Origin of the sequence: Mycobacterium mantenii (assembly GCF_010731775.1) — a bacterium.
GTDB lineage: Bacteria > Actinomycetota > Actinomycetes > Mycobacteriales > Mycobacteriaceae > Mycobacterium > Mycobacterium mantenii.
This window is the reverse complement of record NZ_AP022590.1, coordinates 1,162,890-1,183,541: the sequence shown is the minus strand read 5'-3', so window position 1 is coordinate 1,183,541 and position 20,652 is coordinate 1,162,890. Positions and strand designations below refer to the sequence as shown.

The window sequence follows — 20,652 nt, the reverse complement described above, 5'->3', positions numbered from 1 at the left end:
TGCGGGTGAATAAATAAATTGCTTGATTTAACAAGGCGCGGGGTGTTCACTGAGGCGATGACCGCCGAGCGGATCGCTCGCCCCGACAGGTCGACGGGCACCCGAGAGGCGATCCTGTCGGCCGCCGAAGTGCTCTTCGCCGAACGCGGGATGTATGCCGTCTCGAACCGGCAGATCAGCGAGGCCGCCGGACAGGGCAACAACGCCGCGGCGTGCTACCACTTCGGCACCCGGGTCGACCTGCTCCGCGCGATCGAGAGCAAGCATCGCGAGCCGATCGAGAAGCTGCGCGCCCACATGCTGGCCTCCATCGGCGATTCGACCGAGCTACGGGATTGGGTCGGCGCGCTGGTGCGCCCCTTGACCGATCATCTGTCCGCGCTGGGCACCCCGACCTGGTACGCCCGGTTCGCCGCGCAGGCCATGGCCGATCCCACCTACCGCCACGTGGTCACCAAAGACGCACTGGCGTCGCCGTTGCTGGTGCAGACGCTCGACGGCATCAACCGCTGCCTTCCGGAGCTGCCCAAGCGGGTCCGGTCCGAACGGATGGTGATGGTGCGCAACCTGCTCATGCACACCTGCGCGGAACACGAAGGCGCACTGGCCGAACACGGACCCCGGTCGCGTTCGCCGTGGCCGGTGGCCGGCGAAGGACTGATCGACGCGATCGTCGGCCTGTGGCGCGCGCCGGTCCACGTGGGCGCGGCCGGCGGCCAACCAGCACAGCCAGCGGCGCAGGCCAACAACCAAGGAGCACGATGACCGAAGGATCCACCGCCACCGATATCCCGGAGTTCCCGATGACGCGGGCGCCCGGCTGCCCGTTCGCCCCGCCTCCGAAGGTGTTGGAGCTCAACGCCGACAAGCAGCTGAGCAGGGTCCGGATCTGGGACGACAGCACCCCCTGGCTGATCCACGGCTACGACGCGATACGCGCGCTGTTCACCGACTCGCGCACGAGTGTCGACGACCGGCTGCCGGGCTACCCGCACTGGAACGCGGGCATGCTGGCCACGGTGGACAAGCGCCCTCGTTCGGTGTTCACCTCCGACGCCGAGGAACACACCCGATTCCGCCGGATGCTGTCTAAACCGTTCACCTTCAAGCGAGTTGAGGCGTTGCGGCCGGCGGTACAGAAGATCACCGACGACCACCTCGACGCCCTGCTGGCGGGTCCGAAGCCGGGCGACATCGTCAGCACCCTGTCGTTGCCGGTCCCCTCCCTGGTCATCAGCGAACTGCTCGGCGTGCCCTATGAGGACGCGGAATTCTTCCAGACGCAAGCCCAGCGGGGCATGGGCCGGTACGCGACCGAGGAGGACACCGCCCAGGGCGCCGCCTCGTTGGCGAAGTACCTGGCCAACCTGGTTCGGACGAAAATGCAAAGCCCCTCAGAGGATTTGGTGTCCGACCTCGCCGAGCGGGTCAGCGCCGAGGAGCTCAGCGTGCGGGAAGCCGCGCAACTGGCCACTGGCGTGCTGATCGCGGGCCATGAGACCACCGCGAACATGATCAGTCTGAGCATTGCGGCGTTGCTCGAACATCCCGACCAGCGTGCGCTGCTGCGCGACACCGACGATCCGAAGGTAATCGCCACCGCGGTCGAAGAGCTGATGCGCTACCTGAGCATCATCCAGACCGGCCAGCGGCGAATTGCCCTCGAGGACATCGAGATTGGCGGTGAGACCATCCGGGCGGGTGACGGCATCATCCTCGACGTGGCCCCCGCGAACTGGGATGTCCGCCAGTTCCCCAGTCCCGACCGACTGGACTTGCTCCGTGCGGACGGGCCGCATGTCGGGTTCGGCTACGGGCGCCACCAATGCGTGGGTCAGCAGCTGGCGCGCATGGAATTGCAGATCGTGCTGCCCACCCTGTTGCGCAGCGTCCCGACACTGCAGCTCGCGGTGCCGCTGGACGAACTTCCGTTCAAGCACGATGCGCTGGCCTACGGTCTCTACGAGCTGCCCGTGACATGGTGAAGCCCGATCTGTCGCTGGACGTTCCCGATCTGCGTGGCAGATTCGCCGTAGTGACCGGGGCCAACAGCGGTTTGGGGTTCGGGCTGGCGAAGCGGCTCTCGGCCGCGGGCGCCGACGTGGTGATGGCAATCCGCGACCGGGTCAAGGGCGACCGGGCGATCGCCGAGATCCGCCGGGAGGTGCCCCAGGCCAAGCTCAGCACCAGGCAGCTCGACGTGTCGTCGCTGTCCAGCGTCGCCACGCTGAGCGAGGAATTGATCGCAGCAGGTCGCCCGATCGACATCCTGATCAACAACGCGGGCGTCATGACGCCCCCGGAACGGCAACAGACCAGCGATGGATTCGAATTGCAGTTCGGGACGAACCATTTAGGGCATTTCGCGTTGACCGGGCGGCTGCTGGGGCTGCTGCGGGCGGCGGAATCCGCACGAGTCGTGACCGTCAGCAGCATCGCCGCGACCCAGCGCGCTCTCGAATTCGACGACGTCGACGCGCAACACGGCTACAAACCCATGCACTCCTATGGCATTGCCAAATTGGCGCAGCTGATGTTCGCCGTCGAACTGGATCGGCGCAGCCGCCAGGATGGTTGGGGGTTGATGTCCAACGCCGCGCACCCCGGCCTGTCCAAAACCAACCTGCTCAGTGGCGCCTCGTACGGCCGCACCAAACCGACTTTGCAGGCCCGGATCACGCGGCTGACGTGGCGGTTGCTGCCGTTCATGTGGCTCGACATCGACGAAGGCATCAAGCCGACCCTCTACGCGGCGGTATCGCCCGATGCGCGGGGCGGCAAATACTACGGGCCGCGCGGCTTCTACGAAACCACCAGGGGCGGTGTCACTTTCGCCGGTGTCCCCCGCCTGGCGCGCAGCGAGCCCGACATGCGACGGCTGTGGCAGCTCTCCGAACAGCTCACCGGTGTGAGCTACCCGGGTTGACATCGAAGGTGGTGACAGATGGTGTTCGTCGGTCGCAGTGACGTCAAAGACCCGGGTCGGCTCCCCGGTGCCCGGAGACCGGTTCCGGGCGGCCGTGGAACATGCGGGCCGCACCATGCCCCACGTCTCAAGCAGTTGATCGACAAGTATCTCACCGACCTGGACCAGGTCGGTCTGCTCAGCAGGTGATCGCAACGAAGGGACGACGATGTCCGCTCCAGCCCAAACCCTCTATCCCGAAGGCGTGCTCGGTGCGCCCAAGGACCGCCGCGGTCACGCGGCCGGATTCGACACCGGCCTGCCGGCCGGCACCGAGGTGTTCTCCGCCGACAACCACATGTCGGTGGCCGACGACATCTTCTACGAGGGCTTTCCCGACGAACTCAAGGATCAGGCCCCGCGGATCTGGTATGAGGACGGCGCGTATCTGCTCGGCCGGCCCGGAGAATCAATGGTGGTCGGCGATTTCAGCGCGGTGCTCATGCAATACGACGATCTCGCGGGGGCGGCCACCAACAACGTCGATGCCCGTGTTCGCGAGCTCGCCGAAGACGGCGTCGACAAGGAACTGGCCTTCCCTAACGCGGTGCTCGCGCTGTTCCACCACCCCGACCACGAGATTCGCGAGCGGATCTTTCGCGTCTACAACGAGCACATCGCCAGCGTTCAGGAGCGCTCCGAAGGCCATTGCTACGGGGTCGGGCTGATCAACTGGTGGGATCCGGCGGGCGCCCGGCGGACGTTGACCGAGCTGAAATCGTTGGGGCTGCGAACGTTTCTGATGCCGATCAGCCCGGGCAACGACCGCGACGGCCATCCCATCGATTACTCGAGCACCCCGATGCGGGCGGTATGGGACGAGATCCAAGACGCCGGCCTGCCGGTCACGCACCACATCGGCGAGAGCCAGCCCAAGTTCCCCAGCGAGGTCAACAGCGTCGCGGTGGCCATGATGGTCAACATCGACTCGTTCCGAGAGATGTTCTCCAAGTATATCTTCGGCGGCACCCTGGACCGGCATCCGGGGCTGCGGATCGGCTGGTTCGAAGGCGGAATCGCCTGGGTCTTAACGGCCCTGCAGGACGCCGAGCATGTGCTGGCCTCCTACCGGCACATGCTGGCACACCGGCCGGAGCACGATGCCCGCCACTACTGGGACACGCACATGTGCGCGTCGTTCATGGTCGATCCACTGGGTCTGCGGCAGATCGACGAGATCGGGATCGACAAGGTGATGTGGTCATCGGATTACCCGCACAACGAAAGCACGTTCGGCTATTCGGAGAGATCGCTGGCCGCGGTGGTCGAGGCGGTAGGCCCCGAGGACGCGGTGCGGGTGGTCGGTGGCAACATCAGAAAATTCCTGGGAATCCCGGCATGACGAACTCGGTGACCTCCCCCGGCTCGGTGCTCGACATACCCGACGCACCGGACTGTGCCCGCATGCGTGCCGAGATCGGAGCGCGGCTGCGGTCCGCCATGGCCGAACATGGCGTCGACGCGTTGATCCTGTTGATGAACGGCTACGTCGGATACGCGACCGGAGCCAGCTGGCCGCTTCTGGACGCGGGTCTGTCGCACGTCGAGCGCCCGGTCGCCGTCGTGCTCGCCGAAGACGTGCATCCGCACCTTTTCATGCCGTTCCGCAGCGGAGCGGCCGCGGAGTATCCGGTGCCGGACGACCATCTGCACGGCCCCGCCTACCTCGAATTCGAGTACGGGGTAAAGGAGTTCGCGCGGGAGCTGGCCGGGCTCGTCCCGCCGGGGGCCAACATCGCCGTCGACGAGCTCACCGGTGCCATGCGCCGGGCGGCGGCCACGCTGTTCCCCGCGGGGCCGCCGACGGACGCGGCGATCGTGCTCGGTGCCGCGCAATTGGTGAAGACCCGCGACGAGCTGTCCTGCCTTCGCCGGGCGGCCCGCATCACCGAAGAGGCGATCGTCGACGTGCAGAAGGCGTTGAAGCCGGGCGTGCGGCAGATCGATCTTTCGGCCACGTTCGTCCGCCGCGCGTTCGAGCTGGGCGCCACCACCAACATGCTCGAGGCCATTTGGCAGGTGATGCCGAGTTCACGCGAGGCCGGAGTGTGGACGACGCACGGCGATCTCGCCCTGCCGCTGTTGCCCACCGATCGGGAACTGGCGGCCGGCGACGTGCTGTGGACCGACATCAGCATCACCTACCACGGATACTGCTCCGACTTCGGCCGCACCTGGGTGGTCGGCGAGAAACCCACGCCGCGACAACAGGACCAGTTCCGGCAGTGGCGAGCCGTGCTGGACGCGGTGCTCGCGGTGACCAAAGCCGGTGTGACGTCGGGTGATTTGGCACGCGCCGCGATCGCGGCCAACGGTGGCCGCAAGCCGTGGTTGCCGCATTTCTATCTGGGCCACGGTATCGGTACCTACCCTGCCGAGGCGCCAATGATCGGAACGGATCTCGGCGAGGAGTTCGACGACAACTTCGTCTTTCCGCCCGGCATGGTTCTGGTGCTGGAACCGGTGATGTGGGCGGACGGAACGGGAGGCTATCGCAGTGAGGAGATCGTGGTGATCACCGAAGACGGCTATGCGCCGATTACCGACTACCCCTACACTCCCTATGGCGACTGAAGTTCTGCCCGACGCGCGTGCGTTGCGGTCGGGCCGCAGGGAACGGGCGCTCGCCCAGATGGAGGAGCACGGCCTGGACATCCTGGTCCTGGGCCGGCAGGCCAACATCCGTTACGTCACCGGCGCCCCGCAACTGTGGATCGCCGGCACCCGCCCCTTCGGTCCGATGTGCGTGCTGGTGCGTGCCACCGGAGACATCTACCTCAACAGCACCGACGACGAGGGCGTCCCGGAGGAGATCGGCCACGACCACCTGTACGGACTGGCCTGGAACCCAATGACGCTCATCGACGTGCTGAAGAAGATCGACGGCGCTGAAGCGGCGCGGCGGGTCGGGACCGACTCGATCACACCGACTTTCGCGGCGTTGCTGCCCCAGGCGTTCCCCAATGCCGAACTCGTCGACGCTGAGCCGGCGATGCGTGCTGCTCGGCGAATCAAGACGCCCGGCGAGCTCGCGGCGATGGATCAGGCGTTGCGTGTCGCCGAACACGGATTGGCCACCGCGCTGGACGAATTGGCGCCGGGTGTGTCCGAACGGACGCTGGCCGGCGTGATGATGGAGGCGATGGCCGCAGGCGGGGTGAGCACCCCCGCCACCCAGGACGCCGCGTGGGTGACCTCCCGGGAGAAGCCGTGGCGTCGTGGCGCGGCCGAGATCAGGCCGGGTGACCTCGTCGCTTTTGCCGCGGGCGCGCTGGCGAACGGCTATGTCGCCGAGGTGGGCCGAACCTGGCCGGCCGGCGATGACCTCAGTGGCGAGGCGCGGGCGCTCTTCGAGCGCTCGAACCGCTTGTACGACAGGCTGCTTGCCGCCTGTCGACCGGGCGCACCCACCGATGATCTGCTCGCCGCGTACGGCGCGGCGGATGAACCGATCCCGCCGATGCCGGTCGCGCACGGGCTGGGGCTGGGCTTCGATCCACCCGTGGTGTCCGAATCGCTCTTGGCCGCAGGGGAACTCGACCGGCTCGAGGCCGGGATGGTGTTGGCGATCACCGCGTATGTGTGGCAGCGGGACGTCGGCGCGGTGTTCCGCCGAGACACCGTGCACATCACCGACAATGGCGTCGAGGTACTGACCACCGGCCCGTCCTGGAAATAACGAACTCACTTGGGCCACTTGCGTTTCACTGGTCACTAAGCGGCGTTTCTTGTCGGTGGGCTCCGATAGCTTCGGGGTGTGAGTGTAGATCGGGAGGCCCTGTCGGCGGCGTTCGACGGTATCGACGCCGCCCTCGATGACCTCATCGGGTACGACTGCGATGCGTTGGCCACCCGCGAGCAGTTGGCGATGCTGGAGCGCTGCGAGAAGGTGCGTCGCCGGTTGCCGGCCATCGAACACCCGCTGATCAATTCCCTTGCCCGCCAGGCCCCGTCCGAGGAACTCGGCGGCACGCTGGCTCATGCGCTCACCGAATCGACGCTGATCAGCCGCGGCGAAGCCTCCCGGCGCATCAAGGAAGCGCGGGATCTGGGCCCGCGGCACGGCCTGACCGGTGAACCCGTCGCACCGCTGCTGGCCGCCACCGCGGCCGCCCAACGCGACGGCACACTAGGGGCCGGCCAAGTCGCGGTGATCCGCACGTTCTACCACCAACTGCCCGGCTGGATAGATGCGGCCACCCGCGAGCAGGCCGAGGCCAAGCTCGCCTGGGAAGGAACCCGGTATCGGCCCGAGCAACTCGCCAAGCTGGCCGACATCCTGGCCGATTGTCTCAACCCCGACGGCACCTTCACCGACGAGGACCGGGCCCGGCAGCGCGGCCTGACGCTGGGCAACCAGCAACCCGACGGCATGTCGGCGCTGCGCGGCTGGCTCACCCCCGAGGCGCGCGCCACCCTCGAGGCGGTGCTGGCCAAACTCGCCGCACCCGGCATGTGCAACCCCGATGACGAAACCCCCTGCGTGGATGGGGCTCCCAGTGAGCAGGCCATTGAACGGATGGCCGCAGCGCCGCCCAGCGCCAGCACGACGCGCTCAACGCGGGCTTGCGCGCGTTGTTGGCTTCCGGAAAGTTGGGACAGCACAATGGCTTACCGGCCTCGATCGTCGTCACGACGACGCTGCAGGAGCTGGAAGCCGCTGCAGGTCGGGGCCTGACCGGTGACGGCACCATCCTGCCGATGAGCGACGTGATCCGGCTCGCCCGCCATGCGCATCACTACCTGGCGATCTTCGACAAAGGCAAGGCCCTGGCGCTGTATCACACCAAACGCCTGGCCTCACCGGCTCAGCGAATCGTCCTGTACGCCAAGGACCGCGGCTGCTCGGCACCCGGATGCACCGTGCCCGGCTACTACTGCGAAGTCCACCACGTCACCGACTGGGCCACGTGCCACACCAGCAACGTCGACGAACTCACCTTCGCCTGCGGCCCCCACCACCGCCTGCTGCGGCCCGGCGGATGGACCACCCGCAAGAACGCCGGGGGTGACACCGAATGGCTGCCGCCACCGCACCTGGACCGGGGCCGGCCCCGCACCAATACGTTTCATCACCCCGAGAAGCTGCTACGGGGCGAGGACGACGACGAGCCTTAGCGCAGGGCGTCCCTCCCCGAGCTTCATCTCTCCGGCAGCTCGGCGAACCGCTTCTTGACGCCGTTGTACCAACCCATCGACTTGATCGGGTGGCGCCAGCGGCCCTTCATGTCCTCGCGCGCGGGCACGTGGGCGTCGTCGCCGGCCTCAACGACTTCCTTGAGGTGTCGGTCCTGCGCCTTGATGATCTCGTCGGCGCTCTCGCCGCGGTGCGCGAGGTCGCACGGGCCACCGAGGTCCTGGCAGGTCATGGTCTTCACAAGGGTCCTCCTCCTCTGGTCACACCGGGCGGTCCCGGTGCGTCAGGATGGTGACGCACCCGACGACGAAAGTGTGACCGCCATGGTGAACGACGACCAGCTCCGCGACGGGTTCGAGGCCGAGCGGCCTCGGCTGCTGCGCATCGCCGCGCGGATCCTGGGCGACGCCGACGGGGCTCAGGACGTCGTGCAGCAGGCGTGGTTGCGGCTGCACGCCACCGAAGAGCCGATCGACAACCTGCCGGGCTGGCTCACCACGGTGACCTCGCGGCTGTGCCTCGACCGGCTGCGGGCGCGTACCCCGGTGCCGACGGAGTCGATTCAGGTCGAGGCGACGGAACCTGATTCGGCGGACGACGTGGTGCTGGCCGACACCGTCGGCATCGCCCTGCAGGTAGTGCTCGACCGGCTATCACCCGCCGAGCGGGTGGCCTTCGTGCTGCACGACAGCTTCGGCGTTGACTTCGAGTTGATCGCCTCCATGCTCGACACAACCCCGGTCGCGGCGCGCAAGCTGGCCTCTCGGGCTCGGGCCAAGGTGCGCCCGCCTGCGCCCGAGGATGCCCTCGCCGACTGGGAGGTGGTGGACGCCTTCATGGCCGCAGCGCGCGAGGGCGACTTCACCCGGCTGCTGGAGCTGCTCGCGCCCGACGTAACGGTCTCCGCCGACGCGGCCGCGGCCGCGCTCGGCACACCGACGCGCCTGCAGGGCCCCGATGAGGTGGCCGGCTTCTTCAGCGGCGCTGCCAAGGCAGCCTTCCCGGTCTTCGTCGAGGATCGCCCGGGCGCCGCCTGGATTCACCGCGGTGAGGTCAAGGTCGCCTTCGACTTCACCATAGAGGCGGGACAGGTGCGCCGCCTCCAATTCCGCGCCGCCGACGACGTATTGGCCGGGGTACGACGCCGCGAGGGCGCGAGCACGCGGGAGTGAAGCGTGGTCAACGCGGCCCTTCGGCAACGGCCGCATCGAGCAACTCGCCCACGCGATACCGGTCCCACAGGAACAGCAGGTTCGACAGCATCTGCAACGGTGCGCGCAGGCTCTCGTCGTCCTTGATTAGCGCGTGCCGGCGACTGTTCGGTATGGCCTCGAATCGCTTGCGGATCAACGCGGGTACTCCGAAGAGCCAGGCGACCCCCATCGCCGAGGCGTAGAGCAATGTGTGCCGGCGCAACCGATCCGGGTCGAGTTGCGGTCCGCCACAACGATGGAACTCGCTGACGAACAATCGCAAAAGTTCGCCGAGGTGGGCATCCCACATCTCGGTTTCGGCGCCGGACATCGCTCCCCACAAGGCCATGCCCAGGTTCATCTGGCCGACGCATCCCCAGTCCATCAGGCCGCAGCGCAGAGCGCCTTCGGCATCTCGCCAGAACCATGCGTTGTCGATGTTGGCATTCCAGTGGCACAGCGCGACGTAGTCCGAGTCGGCGGCCAGTCGGCTGGTGATGGTCTGCTCGTGGTGCGCGAACCGCGGCGCGTCTTGGCGCAGGCGGGCGATGAACTCGGGCGAACAAGCGGGCAGCAGCCCGCTGTGGCTTTCGGCGAATTCGGCGAGTTGGTTCACCCGGCGTTCCAGCTTGATTACCGACAGCGGCTCCCGCTCCCCCACCGTCGCGGCCGCCATGCCCAGCGGGAAGGATGCGGTCAGCTCCGCCGGCAGCCGCCCGGATCGGTGGGTTCCGGCCAGCCGGGCCAGCGCGGTGAGCAGCGCGCGGTAATGCTCCAACGGCTCGGGCATCTCGTAGTCGAGGCACTTGTGATACTGACGTTCGATTCCGTTGTCGCCGAACCCAATCCGCTCGGTGACCAGTATCCCGGTCCCGGTCTGGCGGTGATAGTCGGCGAACAGCACCCGGGGCACCGCGATGGGAAACGCGGGTGCCCCCGACAGCGCGGCGAACCGCACTTCCGGCTCCATTTGCGTCTTGCCGCGATCGCGCGCCGGGTCGGCGAAGTCACGCGAGAACTTGACGAACAGCTCGGTGGGCAGCCCCGGCGCGGGCTTCGCGTATTCGACCGAGAGGGCCGCCTTGCGTCCCGTGCTGCCGCCGGCGACCTCGCTGAAGCCGGTCACGCTCGCGATCGCGTTGTCCCGCAACGCACCCGAGGCGAGAAAGGCCTCGGTGAGAAATCCCGCCCCGCCGCTGTGCAGGGCCGCGGGGTCGGCCGGAAAGGGCACGTCGTAACGGTCGCCGACGGCCCAATGCGAAATCAACTGATTACCAAGTCTGCTCGGCCGCGCGCACCAGCATGTGATTGACCGCCACCCGCCGGTCACGCGTCACCATGAACAACACCGCATCCGCGATGTCCTCCGGTCGCAGCATGACCATGCCGGCCGTCTGCCGCTCGAACGCCTCCCGCGAGGGTTCGGCCAGATGGCTGAAGATTTCGGTGTCGACGGTCCCGGGCCCCACCACTCCCACCCGGACCCGCTTGCCGAGCACCTCCTGGCGAAGGCCCTCGCTGAAGGCGTTCACGCCGAATTTGGTCAGCGAATACACCGCGGTGTTCGGCCGGGCCACCCAGCCCGCGGTGGAACTGATGGTGACCAGGTCGGCGACCCCGCGCGGCGAGTCGGCGGCCGCCTCGATCAGGTGGGGAAGCGCCACGCGGGTGGCATAGAGGACGCCCTGCACGTTGACCGACACCATCTGGTCCCAATCCCGCAGGGGCGCCGCGGTGGCGGGCGCCGACTGCATCAGGCCGGCGTTGTTCACCAGGATGTCGAGGCGTCCCAGCTCCGCGATGGTGCGCTGGACGGCGGCGGCCACCTGGTCGGCATCGGTGACGTCGGCGGCCACCACCAGCGCTGTACCACCGGCGGATTCGATCTGGGCTTTCAGCTCCGTCAACCGCTCGGCCCGGCGCGCGAGCAGAGCCACCGCCGCGCCCTCGGCGGCCAGCGCCTGGGCCGTCGCCGCGCCGATGCCGCTGCTGGCGCCGGTGACCAGGGCCGCGGTGCGCTCCAGTGTCGTCATGTTCCGCCCGTCGGTTGCGTGCCAAGGATCTCGTGTAGAACGTAGCCGGTGTCCTCACCCAGGTCCGGTGCGCCGCGCGTGATCCGGGCCGGGCGGCGCGCCATTCGCCAGGACGGCCCCAGCACCGGTCGCTGGCCCTCGCGGTGATCCGTGACGAAGCGATACAGCTCGCGGTCCCACAGTCGTTGATCGCCAATCACATCCAGCGATGTGGCGCTCTTGGCGGCCGGCACTCCCGCCGCCCGCAGCCGCTCGGCGAGCCGCTCCGCGTCCTGTCCCCGAGTGAGCCGGGCGAGATCCGCGTCGAGCGCCTCGGCGTGCCGGTGTCGCCCATCGCTCGTGGCGTAGCGGGGCTCGTCCGCCAGTGTCGCGGCGCCGAGTACCTCGCACAACCGGCTCCATTCGGTGTCGGTCGCGACGGCCACGGTGATCCACGCGCCGTCGACGCACGGGTAGCAGCCATGCGGGCACATGTCCGGGTGGTTGTTGCCGCTGGGACCCAGTCGTCGCCCCGTCACCGAATGTTCCAGCAGGCAGTCGCCGATCATCGAGGAGAGGGTCTCCACGGCCGACACGTCGACGAATTGCCCCGCGCCGCTGAGGTCCCGATGCAGCAGCGCCACCACGGCGGCATATGCGGCGGCCGCGCCGACCGTCGAATCGCCGTAGCGCATGCTGGTCCCGAGCGGCGGCCCGTCGGGATAGCCGACCAGGGAGGCCGGTCCGGCCAGCGCGGCAAAGCATGGCGCATAACCGGTTTGATGGCCCAGCGGTCCGTCGTTGCCCCACATCTTGATCGACACGGAGATGATGTCGGGCTTGATCTCGGTGAGCTGTCGATACCCCAGGCCCTGGCGCTCCATCGCGCCCGGACGCAGATTATTGATGACGATGTCGCTGCGGACGATCAGCTCGCGCAGCCGCGCCATCCCCTCGTCCGACTTGATATCGAGGTCCACGCTGAGGATCTCGGGGTTGATGCTCATGAAATATGGTGCGTGGTTGATATCGGTGCCGCCGTATGCGCGCATCTCCTCGGGGCTGTCAGCCGTCTCGACCTTGATCACTTCGGCGCCCAGCATCGCCAGCAGTTTTCCGGCGTACGGGCCGGCCCACACCTTGGTGAGCTCGACGACGCGCACGCCTTCCAGCGGTCCACCCCGCGCATCCCGGGGCGGCTTCAGTTGCGGTGACTGGGCCGCCGGCCGTGCGCGCGGCAGGTCGACACCTTCCATGACCGACCCGGTGTGCTCGCCGAGACTCGGTGCGGCACTGGTGATTCGCGCGGGCGTTGCGCTGAACGCATACGGCACGGTCGGATACGCCGCTTCGCCCAGCACTGGGTGGCGAACCTGCTGGAAGAACCCCCGATGCCGGTACTGGGGCGAGTGATGCAGATCCGCGGCGCCGTTGACGGGCACCAGCGGCACTCCGAGCCGCTGGGCCTTTTCCGACGCCTCCTCTTTGGCCAGGCCGGCGACCCAGGCGGCGAACCCCCGCTGGAAGGCGGTGACCTTCTCCGCGGTGACGGAGAACTCCAGCCAATCGTCCTCGAACTCATCAAGCCATTCAGCCTGGCCCAGAAGGGTTTTCACGCCTAACCAGTGGGCGCGGCTGGTCATGTACAGGTAGACGAACCCATCGGCGCAGGCAAAGAACGACGCGGGTCCGGCCTGATCGTAATCACCGCGCTCACCGTCGGCCGGCACCTCGCCGGTGACGAGGCGGCCCAGGATGCAATCGGCGCGTGACACCAGGACGGCCTGCTGGGAGATATCGATGGATTCGCCTTCGCCGGTATGCAGGCGTCCCCACAACGAGGACGCGATACACAGCGCCGCCTCCAGCCCGGCCTCATAGTCGGCCAGGAAGCGACCCGGCCCCTGCAGCGGCGGCCTGCCCGGGTCCGGGTGGCTCGGGGTGTGATAACCCCACCCGCTGGCGTGGAACACGTTGATGCTCCGGGCATTGTCGAAGTCGGCGGCCACCCCCTGGCCGTACGGGGTGATGGAGCAGAAGACCACGGACGGGTGACGCGCGGACCGGTCCGTGGGCCGGTGATCGATGACCGCATCGGCGGAGTCGATGAGCCGGTGCAACCGCTCGGCGTCGGCCGCCGAGCCGGGATCGAGCACGACCGAGCGCTTGTTGGTGTTGAGGTAGGCGAACAGCCCGCTGCCCTCGCAGCCATCGGCGAGCAGCGGCGCCATCGCGCGGGTCGCGCTGCCGCACTTCGGCGCCTCGATCTTGATGACCTCGGCGCCGAAGTCGGCCAGCAGCTTGCCGCAATATTCCCCCGCAACGGATTCGGCCAACTCAATGACCCTGATAACCGTCAGCGCGGACACGCACGCCCCGTCACAACGGTCAGGGCTTCGCGCGGCCCGAGCGGCTCAGGCGCCACTCCGGCGGGAAGTTCAGGTCGTTGTCCTTGACCACATTGTTGAGGCCCTTCTCGAAGGTGCCACCGGTGAGGTCGACCTCTTCCGCGTCGTTCTTGATCATCGGCAGCATGCCCTCGACCATGCCGGTCAGCAGGCTGCCGAAGTACTCACCCTTGTGCTGCTTGTACAACTCGAGGAACGTCTTCTGCACCGCGACCGTGTCGGTCGGGCGCGACTTCGAGCATGCCAGCGCGTACTTCTCCGTCTCCGCTTCCAGCTTGTCGCGTGGCACCACGCTGTTGACGAAGCCGCATTCGTACATTTCCTTCGCGCTGAACGGCCTCCCGGTGAACAGCATTTCGGAGAACTTGCGCAGGCCCATCGTCTCGGCCCACCACCACAGCCGCGGCCCCCAGCCCACGTAACGGAAGGCCGGGTGCCCGAACAGCGCGTCGTCGCTAGCGATCACCAGGTCGGCGTCGCCGGCCTGGTAGAAGTGCCACCCGTAGCAGTAGCCCTTCGCCTCGATGATGCTGATCTTCCGAAGCTCTTGCAGCGGACGGTTTCCGGCGCGGGCCTTGGCGTAGAAGTCGGTGACGGTGGACAGGTAGCGGTAGGAACCGCCCGGCGGGTACTTGACGTCGTCGTCGTTGATCGCGAGCTCGTGGTGCAGCGGCAAGCCGGGATTCTCCAGCATCGGACGCTGCTCGGGCAGGTCTCCACCGCTGCCGAAATCCTGCCCCTCACCGCGGATCACGACCACCTTCACGTCGTCGTCCACGTTGCACTTGTGGATCAGATCGGCGTAGTTCTGCCGCATGCCCAGCGTGGTCGAGTTGAGCTCCTCCGGACGGTTGAACGTGATGTAGGCGATCCGGTTCTTCTTGTCCTTCTCGAACTTGATGTACTGCTCGGCTTCCTTCTTCAGCTTTTCGTAGTCATATTCGGGCATGGGCTTCTTCTTTCACTTGGTGGTTAGCGGCCTATTTGAGCAAGCTGCCCGCGTCGACGGGAAGCGAAACGCCGGTGACATAACGAGATTCGTCAGAGGCGAGGAACAGGACAGCATTGCTGATGTCGGTGGCCTCCACCCAAGGCACCGGCAGTGTGTGCATCATTTGCGAGATGGGGGCGAAGTCGTCCGGCCCGGGATTTTCCAGGTCGGGTCGAAAGAGCCGATAGGTGTTGTCGTTCATCACCATCGTGGTACTGACCTGGGTGGGCAGCACGGAATTGACCCGGATCATGTGCGGGCCCAACTCGACGGCAAAGGCCCGCATCAGCCCGATGACGCCGTGCTTGGCGGCGATGTAGTGCCCGGTGTTCGGGTAAGCCTTGTGACCGCCCACCGAACTGGTGAGCACGATGGAGCCGCCCCGTCCACCCGAAAGGATATGCGGCACACCCGCTTTAACGGTGTGCCACACGCCGGTCAGGTTGATGTCGATCATGTCCTGCCACACGTCCTCGCGGATCTTGTGCAGCCTTCTGCCGTCGGTGCCGACGCCGGCGTTGGCGACGATGATGTCGAGCCGGCCCAGCTGTTCCACCCCGCTGTCCACGACGGCCTTCAGCGCGTCGCAATCGCGGACGTCCACCTGGGCGGTCACGATGCGCCGGTCGAGGTTCTTGACCAGATCCGCGGTCTCGGCGAGATCTTCCGGCGTCGAGTGCGGGTAGGCCAGGTTATCGATCGGCCCGCAGACGTCGATCGCGATGATGTCGGCGCCCTCCTGCGCCAGACGCACGGCGTGACTGCGGCCCTGCCCGCGCGCGGCACCGCTGATGAAAGCTACCTTGCCCTCGACCCGGCCGGTCATCACGACACCAGCGATGGCATGCACTCCCAGCCCCGCACCGTGGAGGTCGGGCTGAGGACTGCGTTGGTCAGGTCGACCTCCCACTCGGGGAAGCGCTTCAGAATCTCCTCCAGGGCGACGCGGCCTTCCAGTCGCGCCAGCGCCGAACCCAGGCAGAAGTGGGTTCCCATGCTGAAGGTGAGGTGCGGGCGGACCGTGCGATGAATGTTGAATTCGCCTGCGTCGGGCCCGAACTGGGCCTCATCACGGCATGCCGATCCGATCAGCATCATCATCACGCTGCCCTCGGGCACCGTTTGGTCGTGCACGGTGACGTCGCGCGTCACGTAGCGCGACACGTGCGGCGCCGGCGGCTCGTACCGCAGCAGCTCCTCGATGGCCTGCGGGATGAGCGTCGGGTTCTCGACGAGGTCCCGGCGCTGATCCGGGTGCTCGGCAAGAACCTTTCCCGACCAACCGATCAGCCGCGTCGTCGTTTCGTTGCCCGCCCCGGCGACCACGTTGAGGTACACCAGGATCTCTTCGCGGGACAGCCGCCGGGTGGTACCGGTCTCGTCGACGAATTCGACGTTGAGCAACTCGGTCATGATGTCGTCGGACGGATGCTCGGCGCGCCAGTCGATGTAGGCCTCGAATTGTTCACCCACCGCCAGGCCATGCTCGGCGGCGCTCATGGGCTTGCCGGCCTCGGTGCGCAACTGGGCGTTGCCCCGGTCGCGGATGTGCTCCTGGTCGTCTTCCGGAATGCCGAGCAACATGCTGATCACCTTCATCGGCATCTGCGCACCCAGGTCGGTGACGAAGTCGAAGCGGCCCGAGCCCACCAACGGATCGAGGAGCTGAGCGCAGAAATCGCGGATCATCGGCTCGAGCGCGGCGATCCGGCGCGGGGTGAACATCCGCGACAGCAGTTTGCGGTGCACGTCGTGAATCGGCGGGTCCTCGAAGATCAGCATGCCCGGCGGGATATCGAGGTTGGCCTTGATCAGCTCGAGGATCGCGCCCCGCGCGGAGCTGTAAGTCTCGTGGTCGACAAGCGCCTTACTGATGTCGGCGTAGCGGCTCACCGCGTAGAAGTCGTATTCGGCGTTGTAATAAAGCGGCGCCTCTTCACGCAATCGGGCGAACATAGGATACGGGTCGGCGATCAGCCCGACATCGTACGGATCGAAACGAACATGGCTATCGGTGCTCGCCGTCACGAAAACCCTCCTACCGCTGCACTTTTAGATACCCGCATTACCTGCACCAGGGCTAGCGCTGCCAGCGTTGCAGCGCTGGATTCGGTTCGGGCAATTTATACACTCCGCTTAATTGCGTCGCTCTGACTACTGCGCAAGCTCCGCTGAAAACGGCGCATGAACGTAGGCTTACTCTATTGTCGTAGAGAACCATACCGCCGCTGCCCTGGCAAGAGCCAGAGCCCGGTATGCCGTGTCCGCTCGGCGTCCTCACCCGGATGCCGCCCCGCGGCGCAACACCCGCAGCCCGCGGGCCTGGGTGAGCCGCCCCTTGTCCGCGCTCTTCAATATCCCGGCGGCGATCGCCGACAGGATTCCGTCGAGCTGTTCGGCGCTGTCGATGATGCGGTCGCCATGGGCGAACCGTTGTAGCAAACCATTGATGAACGTGAGCGTGACGTTGCTCAAGTCCTCGACGACGGCCGGATCCAGGTCGGCCCCGTGCGGCATAAGCTGCACGAGGATCTCGCGGTGCAGCTTGGTGAACTCGTCGGTGGCCTGCTGGAGAATCGCGGCCAGCGCCGGGTCACGGGTGGCCTGCATGGTCAGCTCGTATCGGGCCCTGGTCCGGTACAGCTGCGGGTCGCTGCCGGCCTGGATGACCACCTGCGACAGGCGCGACGGTGCGCGGTCCCCATCGGCGGCATCGGAGCTGTCCGCGATCGCCTGCAGCTCGGCGAGGTCGAGTTCGGCGGAGCGTTCGGCCACCGCGCGCAGCAGCGCCGACCGGGTGCGGAAATAGAACGAGGTCGTGCCGTCCGGCACGCCGGCCTTGCGGTCGACCTTCAGATGACTCAATCCCTTGGCCCCGTCATCGGCCAGCAATTCAATCGCCGCGTCGCATAGGTCGCGGCGACGTTCGGCGGGGTTGGGCTTTCGTCGCTTATCCATGAGTTCTTGGATCGCGACCTTACTCTATGTTTGTAGTGTCAGTAAAGAGCGCGCCCCGTACGCATCGGCTGTTTCGGATAAGTGCTGGCCAAGCCGCGTCGGCGACGCATGCCCACCGGCGCGATCTCACGCGAGCTGCAATGGTCCGCGCCAAAAGGCACCAAAGAAATTGCGGTGCAAGAGTTCCCGCCGGATGTGGACTCAATCGGGGAATCGGACGTGGATTCGATCGGGGAATCGATCGGAAGTTGGATGATGCCGTGAGTAGAGTGTATTCCGATGAGTCACCGTCGATTTAGCGCGCGCGCTGCCGCCGCCTGGCTGGGGTCTATCGGTCTGCTCGCCGCTTCGATGTGTGGCTGTCAGCAGACGCACAAGCCGGCGCCGTCCAGCTCGTCGACCACCGCGCCGCCCAGCACCACCGCGCCGCCGCCCCCGCCGCCGGTGGTGCAGATCGCCCCGCTTCCGGTTCGGCCGGTGACGAAGTCGCAACCGACGACGCCCGCGGTGAAGTGCCCGGCCACCGATCCGAACGCTGCGGTGCAGCCCACCGACGCCCTGACCACCTGTGACATCGGGCGAACCACCGTCTATACGTTGGGTCCCGAGACCATGCGGCTCGGGCTCGTCCACGTCGACCCGCCGAAGTCGCTCACCGCGGACTACTACCAAGTGACCCTCGAGCTGGATCCGCCGTCGGCGACCGCGTGGACCGCATTCACGGGCGGGCATCTGCAAGACCACGTGGCCTTCATCCGGGACAACCTCGTTTTGGAAGCGCCGATCATCGAACAACAGGCCACGTCCGGACGGATCGTGCTCACCACCCAAACCGCCCAGGGCGCAGCGCAATTGGCCCAACTGGTGGGCCGCCCCGCATGACGTCTCCGGGGCGCCCGGACCGCCTCGGCATCGGAATGCTCAGCGTGTTCGGGCTGCCCCCAATCGAATTGGCGAATCTCACCGCGGACCTGGGCTGCCGCTACATGTCGGTCGCCGCGCAGGGGATGCCGCTGGTGCCGCTGGGCTATCCCCCTTACTCGCTGGCCGACGACGCCAGACTTCGGAAAGACCTGCGCGCCGCGATGAGCGATCGGGGAGTGACCATCTCGCTCGGTGACGGGTTCCTGGTGCTGCCCGGCGCCGACGTGAGCGCGCTGCGCGGCGACCTCGACGTCCTGGCGGAGCTCGGTGTTCCCCGGATCAACGTGGTCAGCCTGGACCCCGATCTTGCGCGCACCCTCGACCAGTTCGCCGCACTGACCGAGCTTGCCGCCCAGCGCAATATCGGTACGGTCGTCGAACCGGTGCCCGGCCTGACCATCGGCGACGTGCCCGCGGCGCTGGCCGCCAGGGAATACGTCGGACGAAGCGAATTCCGGTTGTTGATCGACACCATGCACCTGGTGCGGTCGGGTTCCGGCGCCGCCGATCTGGCCGCCATCGATGCCGATCACATCGGCTACGCCCAGCTCAACGACACGACGCTACGGCCGCGCCTCGACAACTACCTGGAGGAAGCCATGTTCGAGCGGATGGTTCCCGGCGAGGGCGAACTTCCGCTGCACGACCTTCTCTCCGCACTCCCCCGTGACACCGTGCTCGAAATCGAAGTTCCCAGAAGGATATCGGCGCTGGCGGGCGTGCCCCCGGCCGACCGCCTACGCCCGTGCGTCGAGGCGGCGCGCCGGTTGCTGTCGGAGCTTCAACTCGGGTAGCGCATTCAGCCGTCGCGCTCCGAGGGTGCCCGTCGGGCGAATGCCGGAGCATGTTCGGGCCTGACTCCAACGCCGACGAGATAGGCGGGCACCGCCGCCAGCCACGGCAACCGTCGCAGCACACTCAGCGCCACCGCAGGCGGCGTGGGAGCCGCGCCGCGGAAAACCGCCCGCAGTAGCACGGTCTGCAGCACTCGCTGACCCGTCTGGGTCAGCGCGGCGGGAAGTCCGCGCCGACGGCGAACAGCGGCCAGGTCGCGTTCGGTGATGCGATGCCGCCGAAGGGGTTCGGCCAACAGGGTCGCGGCGGCGACGGCATCCTGGATGGCCAGATTGATCCCGACCCCGCCCAGCGGGGACATCGCGTGCGCGGCGTCGCCGATGCAGAGCAGACCGTGGGTGTGCCAGCGACGCAACCGATTCACCCGCACGTCGAGGTGCTTGACCTCGTCCATGGACCGCAATGCCGCGACCGAGTCCGGCATGTCGGGCAGGAGCGCACCGAGGTCGCGCCGGAACGCCTCGACACCGCGTGCGCGCAACTGGGCGTCGGTGCCCTTCGGGCCGATGTAGGCGATCTGGTTGTAGCCTTCGCGCGGAATCACCGCCAGCGCCTTGCCCTGCCCCATCCTGGGCAGGAAGGAATGGTCCGCATTGCCTTCGCGCGGCAGCTTGAACCACCACACGTCGAACTTCACCGGGTATTCGTGTGCGCTCAGCCCGGCCTCCCGGCGCACGATCGACCACCGGCCGTCACAGGCCACCGTCAGCTCGGCCCGAAGCTCGCCCGGTCCGTCCACCCCTTCGTAGCGCACCCCGGTGACGCGGCCGCCGTCGCGCAGCAGACCGGTGACCTCGGTGCGCATCCGCAAGGTGAAACTCGGCTCGGCCCGGGCCGCCTCGGCGAGCAGGTTCAGCAGGTCCCACTGCGGCACCATGGCGATGTATCGGTGCGGTTGCCGCAGCCGCTCGAAGTCCAGGTAGGTCACCGAGCGGCCAGCGGATTCCCAAGTGCCCCTGCGGAGTTTGCTGTAGGGCAATTCCGCGAACCGCTCCCCCAGGCCCAACTCGTCGAGCAGCTGCAGCGTGGTCGGATGCACGGTGTCGCCGCGAAAGTCACGCAGGAAGTCGCCGTGCTTTTCCAGCAGGGTGACCTCGATGCCGGCCCGGGCCAGCAACAGTGCGAGGACCATGCCCGCCGGGCCGCCGCCGACAACCGCGCACGTCGTTGTCTCGACCATCAACGCTCAAGCATAAGCGGTCGGCGGGA

General features: G+C 67.1%; 20 protein-coding genes and 1 pseudogene. 12 read left to right on the top strand and 9 right to left on the bottom strand.

The window, feature by feature from the left end:
- The first annotated feature begins 42 nt into the window (after nucleotides 1–42).
- From G6N50_RS05340 to G6N50_RS05305, 8 genes and pseudogenes are all read left to right on the top strand, one after another.
- Nucleotides 43–765, top strand: a complete 723-nt coding sequence (locus tag G6N50_RS05340) for a TetR family transcriptional regulator (protein ID WP_083099114.1) — start codon at nucleotides 43–45, stop codon at nucleotides 763–765.
- A complete protein-coding gene (locus tag G6N50_RS05335) occupies nucleotides 762–1,985 on the top strand; it encodes a cytochrome P450 (RefSeq protein WP_083099116.1) in 1,224 nt (407 codons plus the stop codon). Before G6N50_RS05340 ends, G6N50_RS05335 begins: the two co-directional genes overlap by 4 nt.
- Nucleotides 1,979–2,926 carry an SDR family oxidoreductase gene (locus tag G6N50_RS05330; RefSeq protein ID WP_083099118.1) on the top strand — a complete coding sequence of 316 codons (948 nt, stop codon included), beginning with the start codon at nucleotides 1,979–1,981 and terminating at the stop codon, nucleotides 2,924–2,926. Before G6N50_RS05335 ends, G6N50_RS05330 begins: the two co-directional genes overlap by 7 nt.
- An 18-nt stretch (nucleotides 2,927–2,944) precedes the next feature.
- Entirely contained in the window at nucleotides 2,945–3,115 is a 171-nt protein-coding gene (locus G6N50_RS05325) for a hypothetical protein (RefSeq protein WP_158086110.1), read from the top strand.
- Between the two features lie 19 nt (nucleotides 3,116–3,134).
- Complete coding sequence (locus tag G6N50_RS05320; protein WP_083099120.1) at nucleotides 3,135–4,307, top strand: amidohydrolase family protein; 1,173 nt, start codon at nucleotides 3,135–3,137, stop codon at nucleotides 4,305–4,307.
- Complete coding sequence (locus G6N50_RS05315; protein ID WP_083099122.1) at nucleotides 4,304–5,539, top strand: M24 family metallopeptidase; 1,236 nt, start codon at nucleotides 4,304–4,306, stop codon at nucleotides 5,537–5,539. Before G6N50_RS05320 ends, G6N50_RS05315 begins: the two co-directional genes overlap by 4 nt.
- On the top strand, nucleotides 5,529–6,644 hold the full coding sequence (locus G6N50_RS05310; RefSeq protein ID WP_083099124.1) for a M24 family metallopeptidase: 1,116 nt from the start codon (nucleotides 5,529–5,531) through the stop codon (nucleotides 6,642–6,644). The genes G6N50_RS05315 and G6N50_RS05310 overlap by 11 nt, the downstream gene beginning before the upstream one ends.
- Before the next feature lie 78 nt (nucleotides 6,645–6,722).
- Nucleotides 6,723–8,083 (top strand): annotated as a pseudogene (locus tag G6N50_RS05305) (HNH endonuclease signature motif containing protein).
- A 23-nt stretch (nucleotides 8,084–8,106) separates the two neighbouring features.
- On the opposite strand, the gene G6N50_RS05300 reads toward G6N50_RS05305, so the two are convergent.
- Complete coding sequence (locus G6N50_RS05300) at nucleotides 8,107–8,334, bottom strand: hypothetical protein (RefSeq protein ID WP_232069051.1); 228 nt, start codon at nucleotides 8,332–8,334, stop codon at nucleotides 8,107–8,109.
- A 91-nt stretch (nucleotides 8,335–8,425) separates the two neighbouring features.
- On the opposite strand from G6N50_RS05300, the gene G6N50_RS05295 reads away from it, so the two are divergent.
- Nucleotides 8,426–9,274, top strand: a complete 849-nt coding sequence (locus G6N50_RS05295; RefSeq protein ID WP_083095279.1) for a sigma-70 family RNA polymerase sigma factor — start codon at nucleotides 8,426–8,428, stop codon at nucleotides 9,272–9,274.
- A gap of 7 nt (nucleotides 9,275–9,281) precedes the next feature.
- On the opposite strand, the gene G6N50_RS05290 is transcribed toward G6N50_RS05295, so the two are convergent.
- Nucleotides 9,282–10,526, bottom strand: coding sequence for a hypothetical protein (locus tag G6N50_RS05290; RefSeq protein WP_158086069.1), 1,245 nt, complete (start codon nucleotides 10,524–10,526; stop codon nucleotides 9,282–9,284).
- Here G6N50_RS05290 and G6N50_RS30020 point away from each other — a divergent pair.
- A complete protein-coding gene (locus G6N50_RS30020; protein WP_158086070.1) occupies nucleotides 10,494–10,607 on the top strand; it encodes a hypothetical protein in 114 nt (37 codons plus the stop codon). The two genes, G6N50_RS05290 and G6N50_RS30020, sit on opposite strands and share 33 nt — an antisense overlap.
- Here G6N50_RS30020 and G6N50_RS05280 read toward each other — a convergent pair.
- The 6 genes from G6N50_RS05280 to G6N50_RS05255 form a co-directional block, all read right to left on the bottom strand.
- Nucleotides 10,567–11,328, bottom strand: coding sequence for an SDR family NAD(P)-dependent oxidoreductase (locus G6N50_RS05280; RefSeq protein WP_083095197.1), 762 nt, complete (start codon nucleotides 11,326–11,328; stop codon nucleotides 10,567–10,569). The genes G6N50_RS30020 and G6N50_RS05280 overlap by 41 nt on opposite strands.
- Complete coding sequence (locus G6N50_RS05275) at nucleotides 11,325–13,676, bottom strand: CaiB/BaiF CoA transferase family protein (RefSeq protein WP_083095198.1); 2,352 nt, start codon at nucleotides 13,674–13,676, stop codon at nucleotides 11,325–11,327. Before G6N50_RS05275 ends, G6N50_RS05280 begins: the two co-directional genes overlap by 4 nt.
- A 19-nt stretch (nucleotides 13,677–13,695) precedes the next feature.
- Entirely contained in the window at nucleotides 13,696–14,664 is a 969-nt protein-coding gene (locus G6N50_RS05270; protein WP_083095199.1) for an enoyl-CoA hydratase/isomerase family protein, read from the bottom strand.
- Nucleotides 14,665–14,695: 31 nt separating this feature from the next.
- On the bottom strand, nucleotides 14,696–15,532 hold the full coding sequence (locus G6N50_RS05265) for a mycofactocin-coupled SDR family oxidoreductase (protein ID WP_083095200.1): 837 nt from the start codon (nucleotides 15,530–15,532) through the stop codon (nucleotides 14,696–14,698).
- Nucleotides 15,532–16,734, bottom strand: coding sequence for a cytochrome P450 (locus G6N50_RS05260; RefSeq protein WP_083095201.1), 1,203 nt, complete (start codon nucleotides 16,732–16,734; stop codon nucleotides 15,532–15,534). Before G6N50_RS05260 ends, G6N50_RS05265 begins: the two co-directional genes overlap by 1 nt.
- Nucleotides 16,735–16,983: 249 nt before the next feature.
- On the bottom strand, nucleotides 16,984–17,664 hold the full coding sequence (locus tag G6N50_RS05255) for a TetR/AcrR family transcriptional regulator (protein WP_083095202.1): 681 nt from the start codon (nucleotides 17,662–17,664) through the stop codon (nucleotides 16,984–16,986).
- A gap of 279 nt (nucleotides 17,665–17,943) precedes the next feature.
- Here G6N50_RS05255 and G6N50_RS29880 point away from each other — a divergent pair, with 279 nt between their 5' ends.
- Together G6N50_RS29880 and G6N50_RS05245 are read left to right on the top strand one after the other, a co-directional pair.
- Nucleotides 17,944–18,546, top strand: coding sequence for a SecDF P1 head subdomain-containing protein (locus G6N50_RS29880; RefSeq protein ID WP_169926961.1), 603 nt, complete (start codon nucleotides 17,944–17,946; stop codon nucleotides 18,544–18,546).
- The gene (locus G6N50_RS05245) at nucleotides 18,543–19,382 is read left to right on the top strand and encodes a sugar phosphate isomerase/epimerase family protein (protein WP_083095203.1); all 840 of its coding nucleotides are present in this window, start codon (nucleotides 18,543–18,545) and stop codon (nucleotides 19,380–19,382) included. The genes G6N50_RS29880 and G6N50_RS05245 overlap by 4 nt, the downstream gene beginning before the upstream one ends.
- 5 nt (nucleotides 19,383–19,387) lie before the next feature.
- Here the strand turns inward: G6N50_RS05245 and G6N50_RS05240 are convergent, their stop codons facing one another.
- Nucleotides 19,388–20,623, bottom strand: a complete 1,236-nt coding sequence (locus tag G6N50_RS05240) for an FAD-dependent oxidoreductase (RefSeq protein WP_083095204.1) — start codon at nucleotides 20,621–20,623, stop codon at nucleotides 19,388–19,390.
- Nucleotides 20,624–20,652: the final 29 nt, after the last annotated feature.

What these genes read in the sequence shown, in the direction of transcription:
- G6N50_RS05335 (WP_083099116.1), top strand. Translation starts at nt 762, where the DNA reads ATGACCGAAGGATCCACCGCCACCGATATCCCGGAGTTCCCGATGACG.
- G6N50_RS05330 (WP_083099118.1), top strand. Translation starts at nt 1,979, where the DNA reads ATGGTGAAGCCCGATCTGTCGCTGGACGTTCCCGATCTGCGTGGCAGA.
- G6N50_RS05325 (WP_158086110.1), top strand. Translation starts at nt 2,945, where the DNA reads ATGGTGTTCGTCGGTCGCAGTGACGTCAAAGACCCGGGTCGGCTCCCC.
- G6N50_RS05320 (WP_083099120.1), top strand. Translation starts at nt 3,135, where the DNA reads ATGTCCGCTCCAGCCCAAACCCTCTATCCCGAAGGCGTGCTCGGTGCG.
- G6N50_RS05315 (WP_083099122.1), top strand. Translation starts at nt 4,304, where the DNA reads ATGACGAACTCGGTGACCTCCCCCGGCTCGGTGCTCGACATACCCGAC.
- G6N50_RS05310 (WP_083099124.1), top strand. Translation starts at nt 5,529, where the DNA reads ATGGCGACTGAAGTTCTGCCCGACGCGCGTGCGTTGCGGTCGGGCCGC.
- G6N50_RS05300 (WP_232069051.1), bottom strand. Translation starts at nt 8,334, where the DNA reads ATGACCTGCCAGGACCTCGGTGGCCCGTGCGACCTCGCGCACCGCGGC.
- G6N50_RS05295 (WP_083095279.1), top strand. Translation starts at nt 8,426, where the DNA reads ATGGTGAACGACGACCAGCTCCGCGACGGGTTCGAGGCCGAGCGGCCT.
- G6N50_RS05280 (WP_083095197.1), bottom strand. Translation starts at nt 11,328, where the DNA reads ATGACGACACTGGAGCGCACCGCGGCCCTGGTCACCGGCGCCAGCAGC.
- G6N50_RS05270 (WP_083095199.1), bottom strand. Translation starts at nt 14,664, where the DNA reads ATGCCCGAATATGACTACGAAAAGCTGAAGAAGGAAGCCGAGCAGTAC.
- G6N50_RS05265 (WP_083095200.1), bottom strand. Translation starts at nt 15,532, where the DNA reads ATGACCGGCCGGGTCGAGGGCAAGGTAGCTTTCATCAGCGGTGCCGCG.
- G6N50_RS05255 (WP_083095202.1), bottom strand. Translation starts at nt 17,664, where the DNA reads ATGGATAAGCGACGAAAGCCCAACCCCGCCGAACGTCGCCGCGACCTA.
- G6N50_RS29880 (WP_169926961.1), top strand. Translation starts at nt 17,944, where the DNA reads ATGAGTCACCGTCGATTTAGCGCGCGCGCTGCCGCCGCCTGGCTGGGG.
- G6N50_RS05245 (WP_083095203.1), top strand. Translation starts at nt 18,543, where the DNA reads ATGACGTCTCCGGGGCGCCCGGACCGCCTCGGCATCGGAATGCTCAGC.
- G6N50_RS05240 (WP_083095204.1), bottom strand. Translation starts at nt 20,623, where the DNA reads ATGGTCGAGACAACGACGTGCGCGGTTGTCGGCGGCGGCCCGGCGGGC.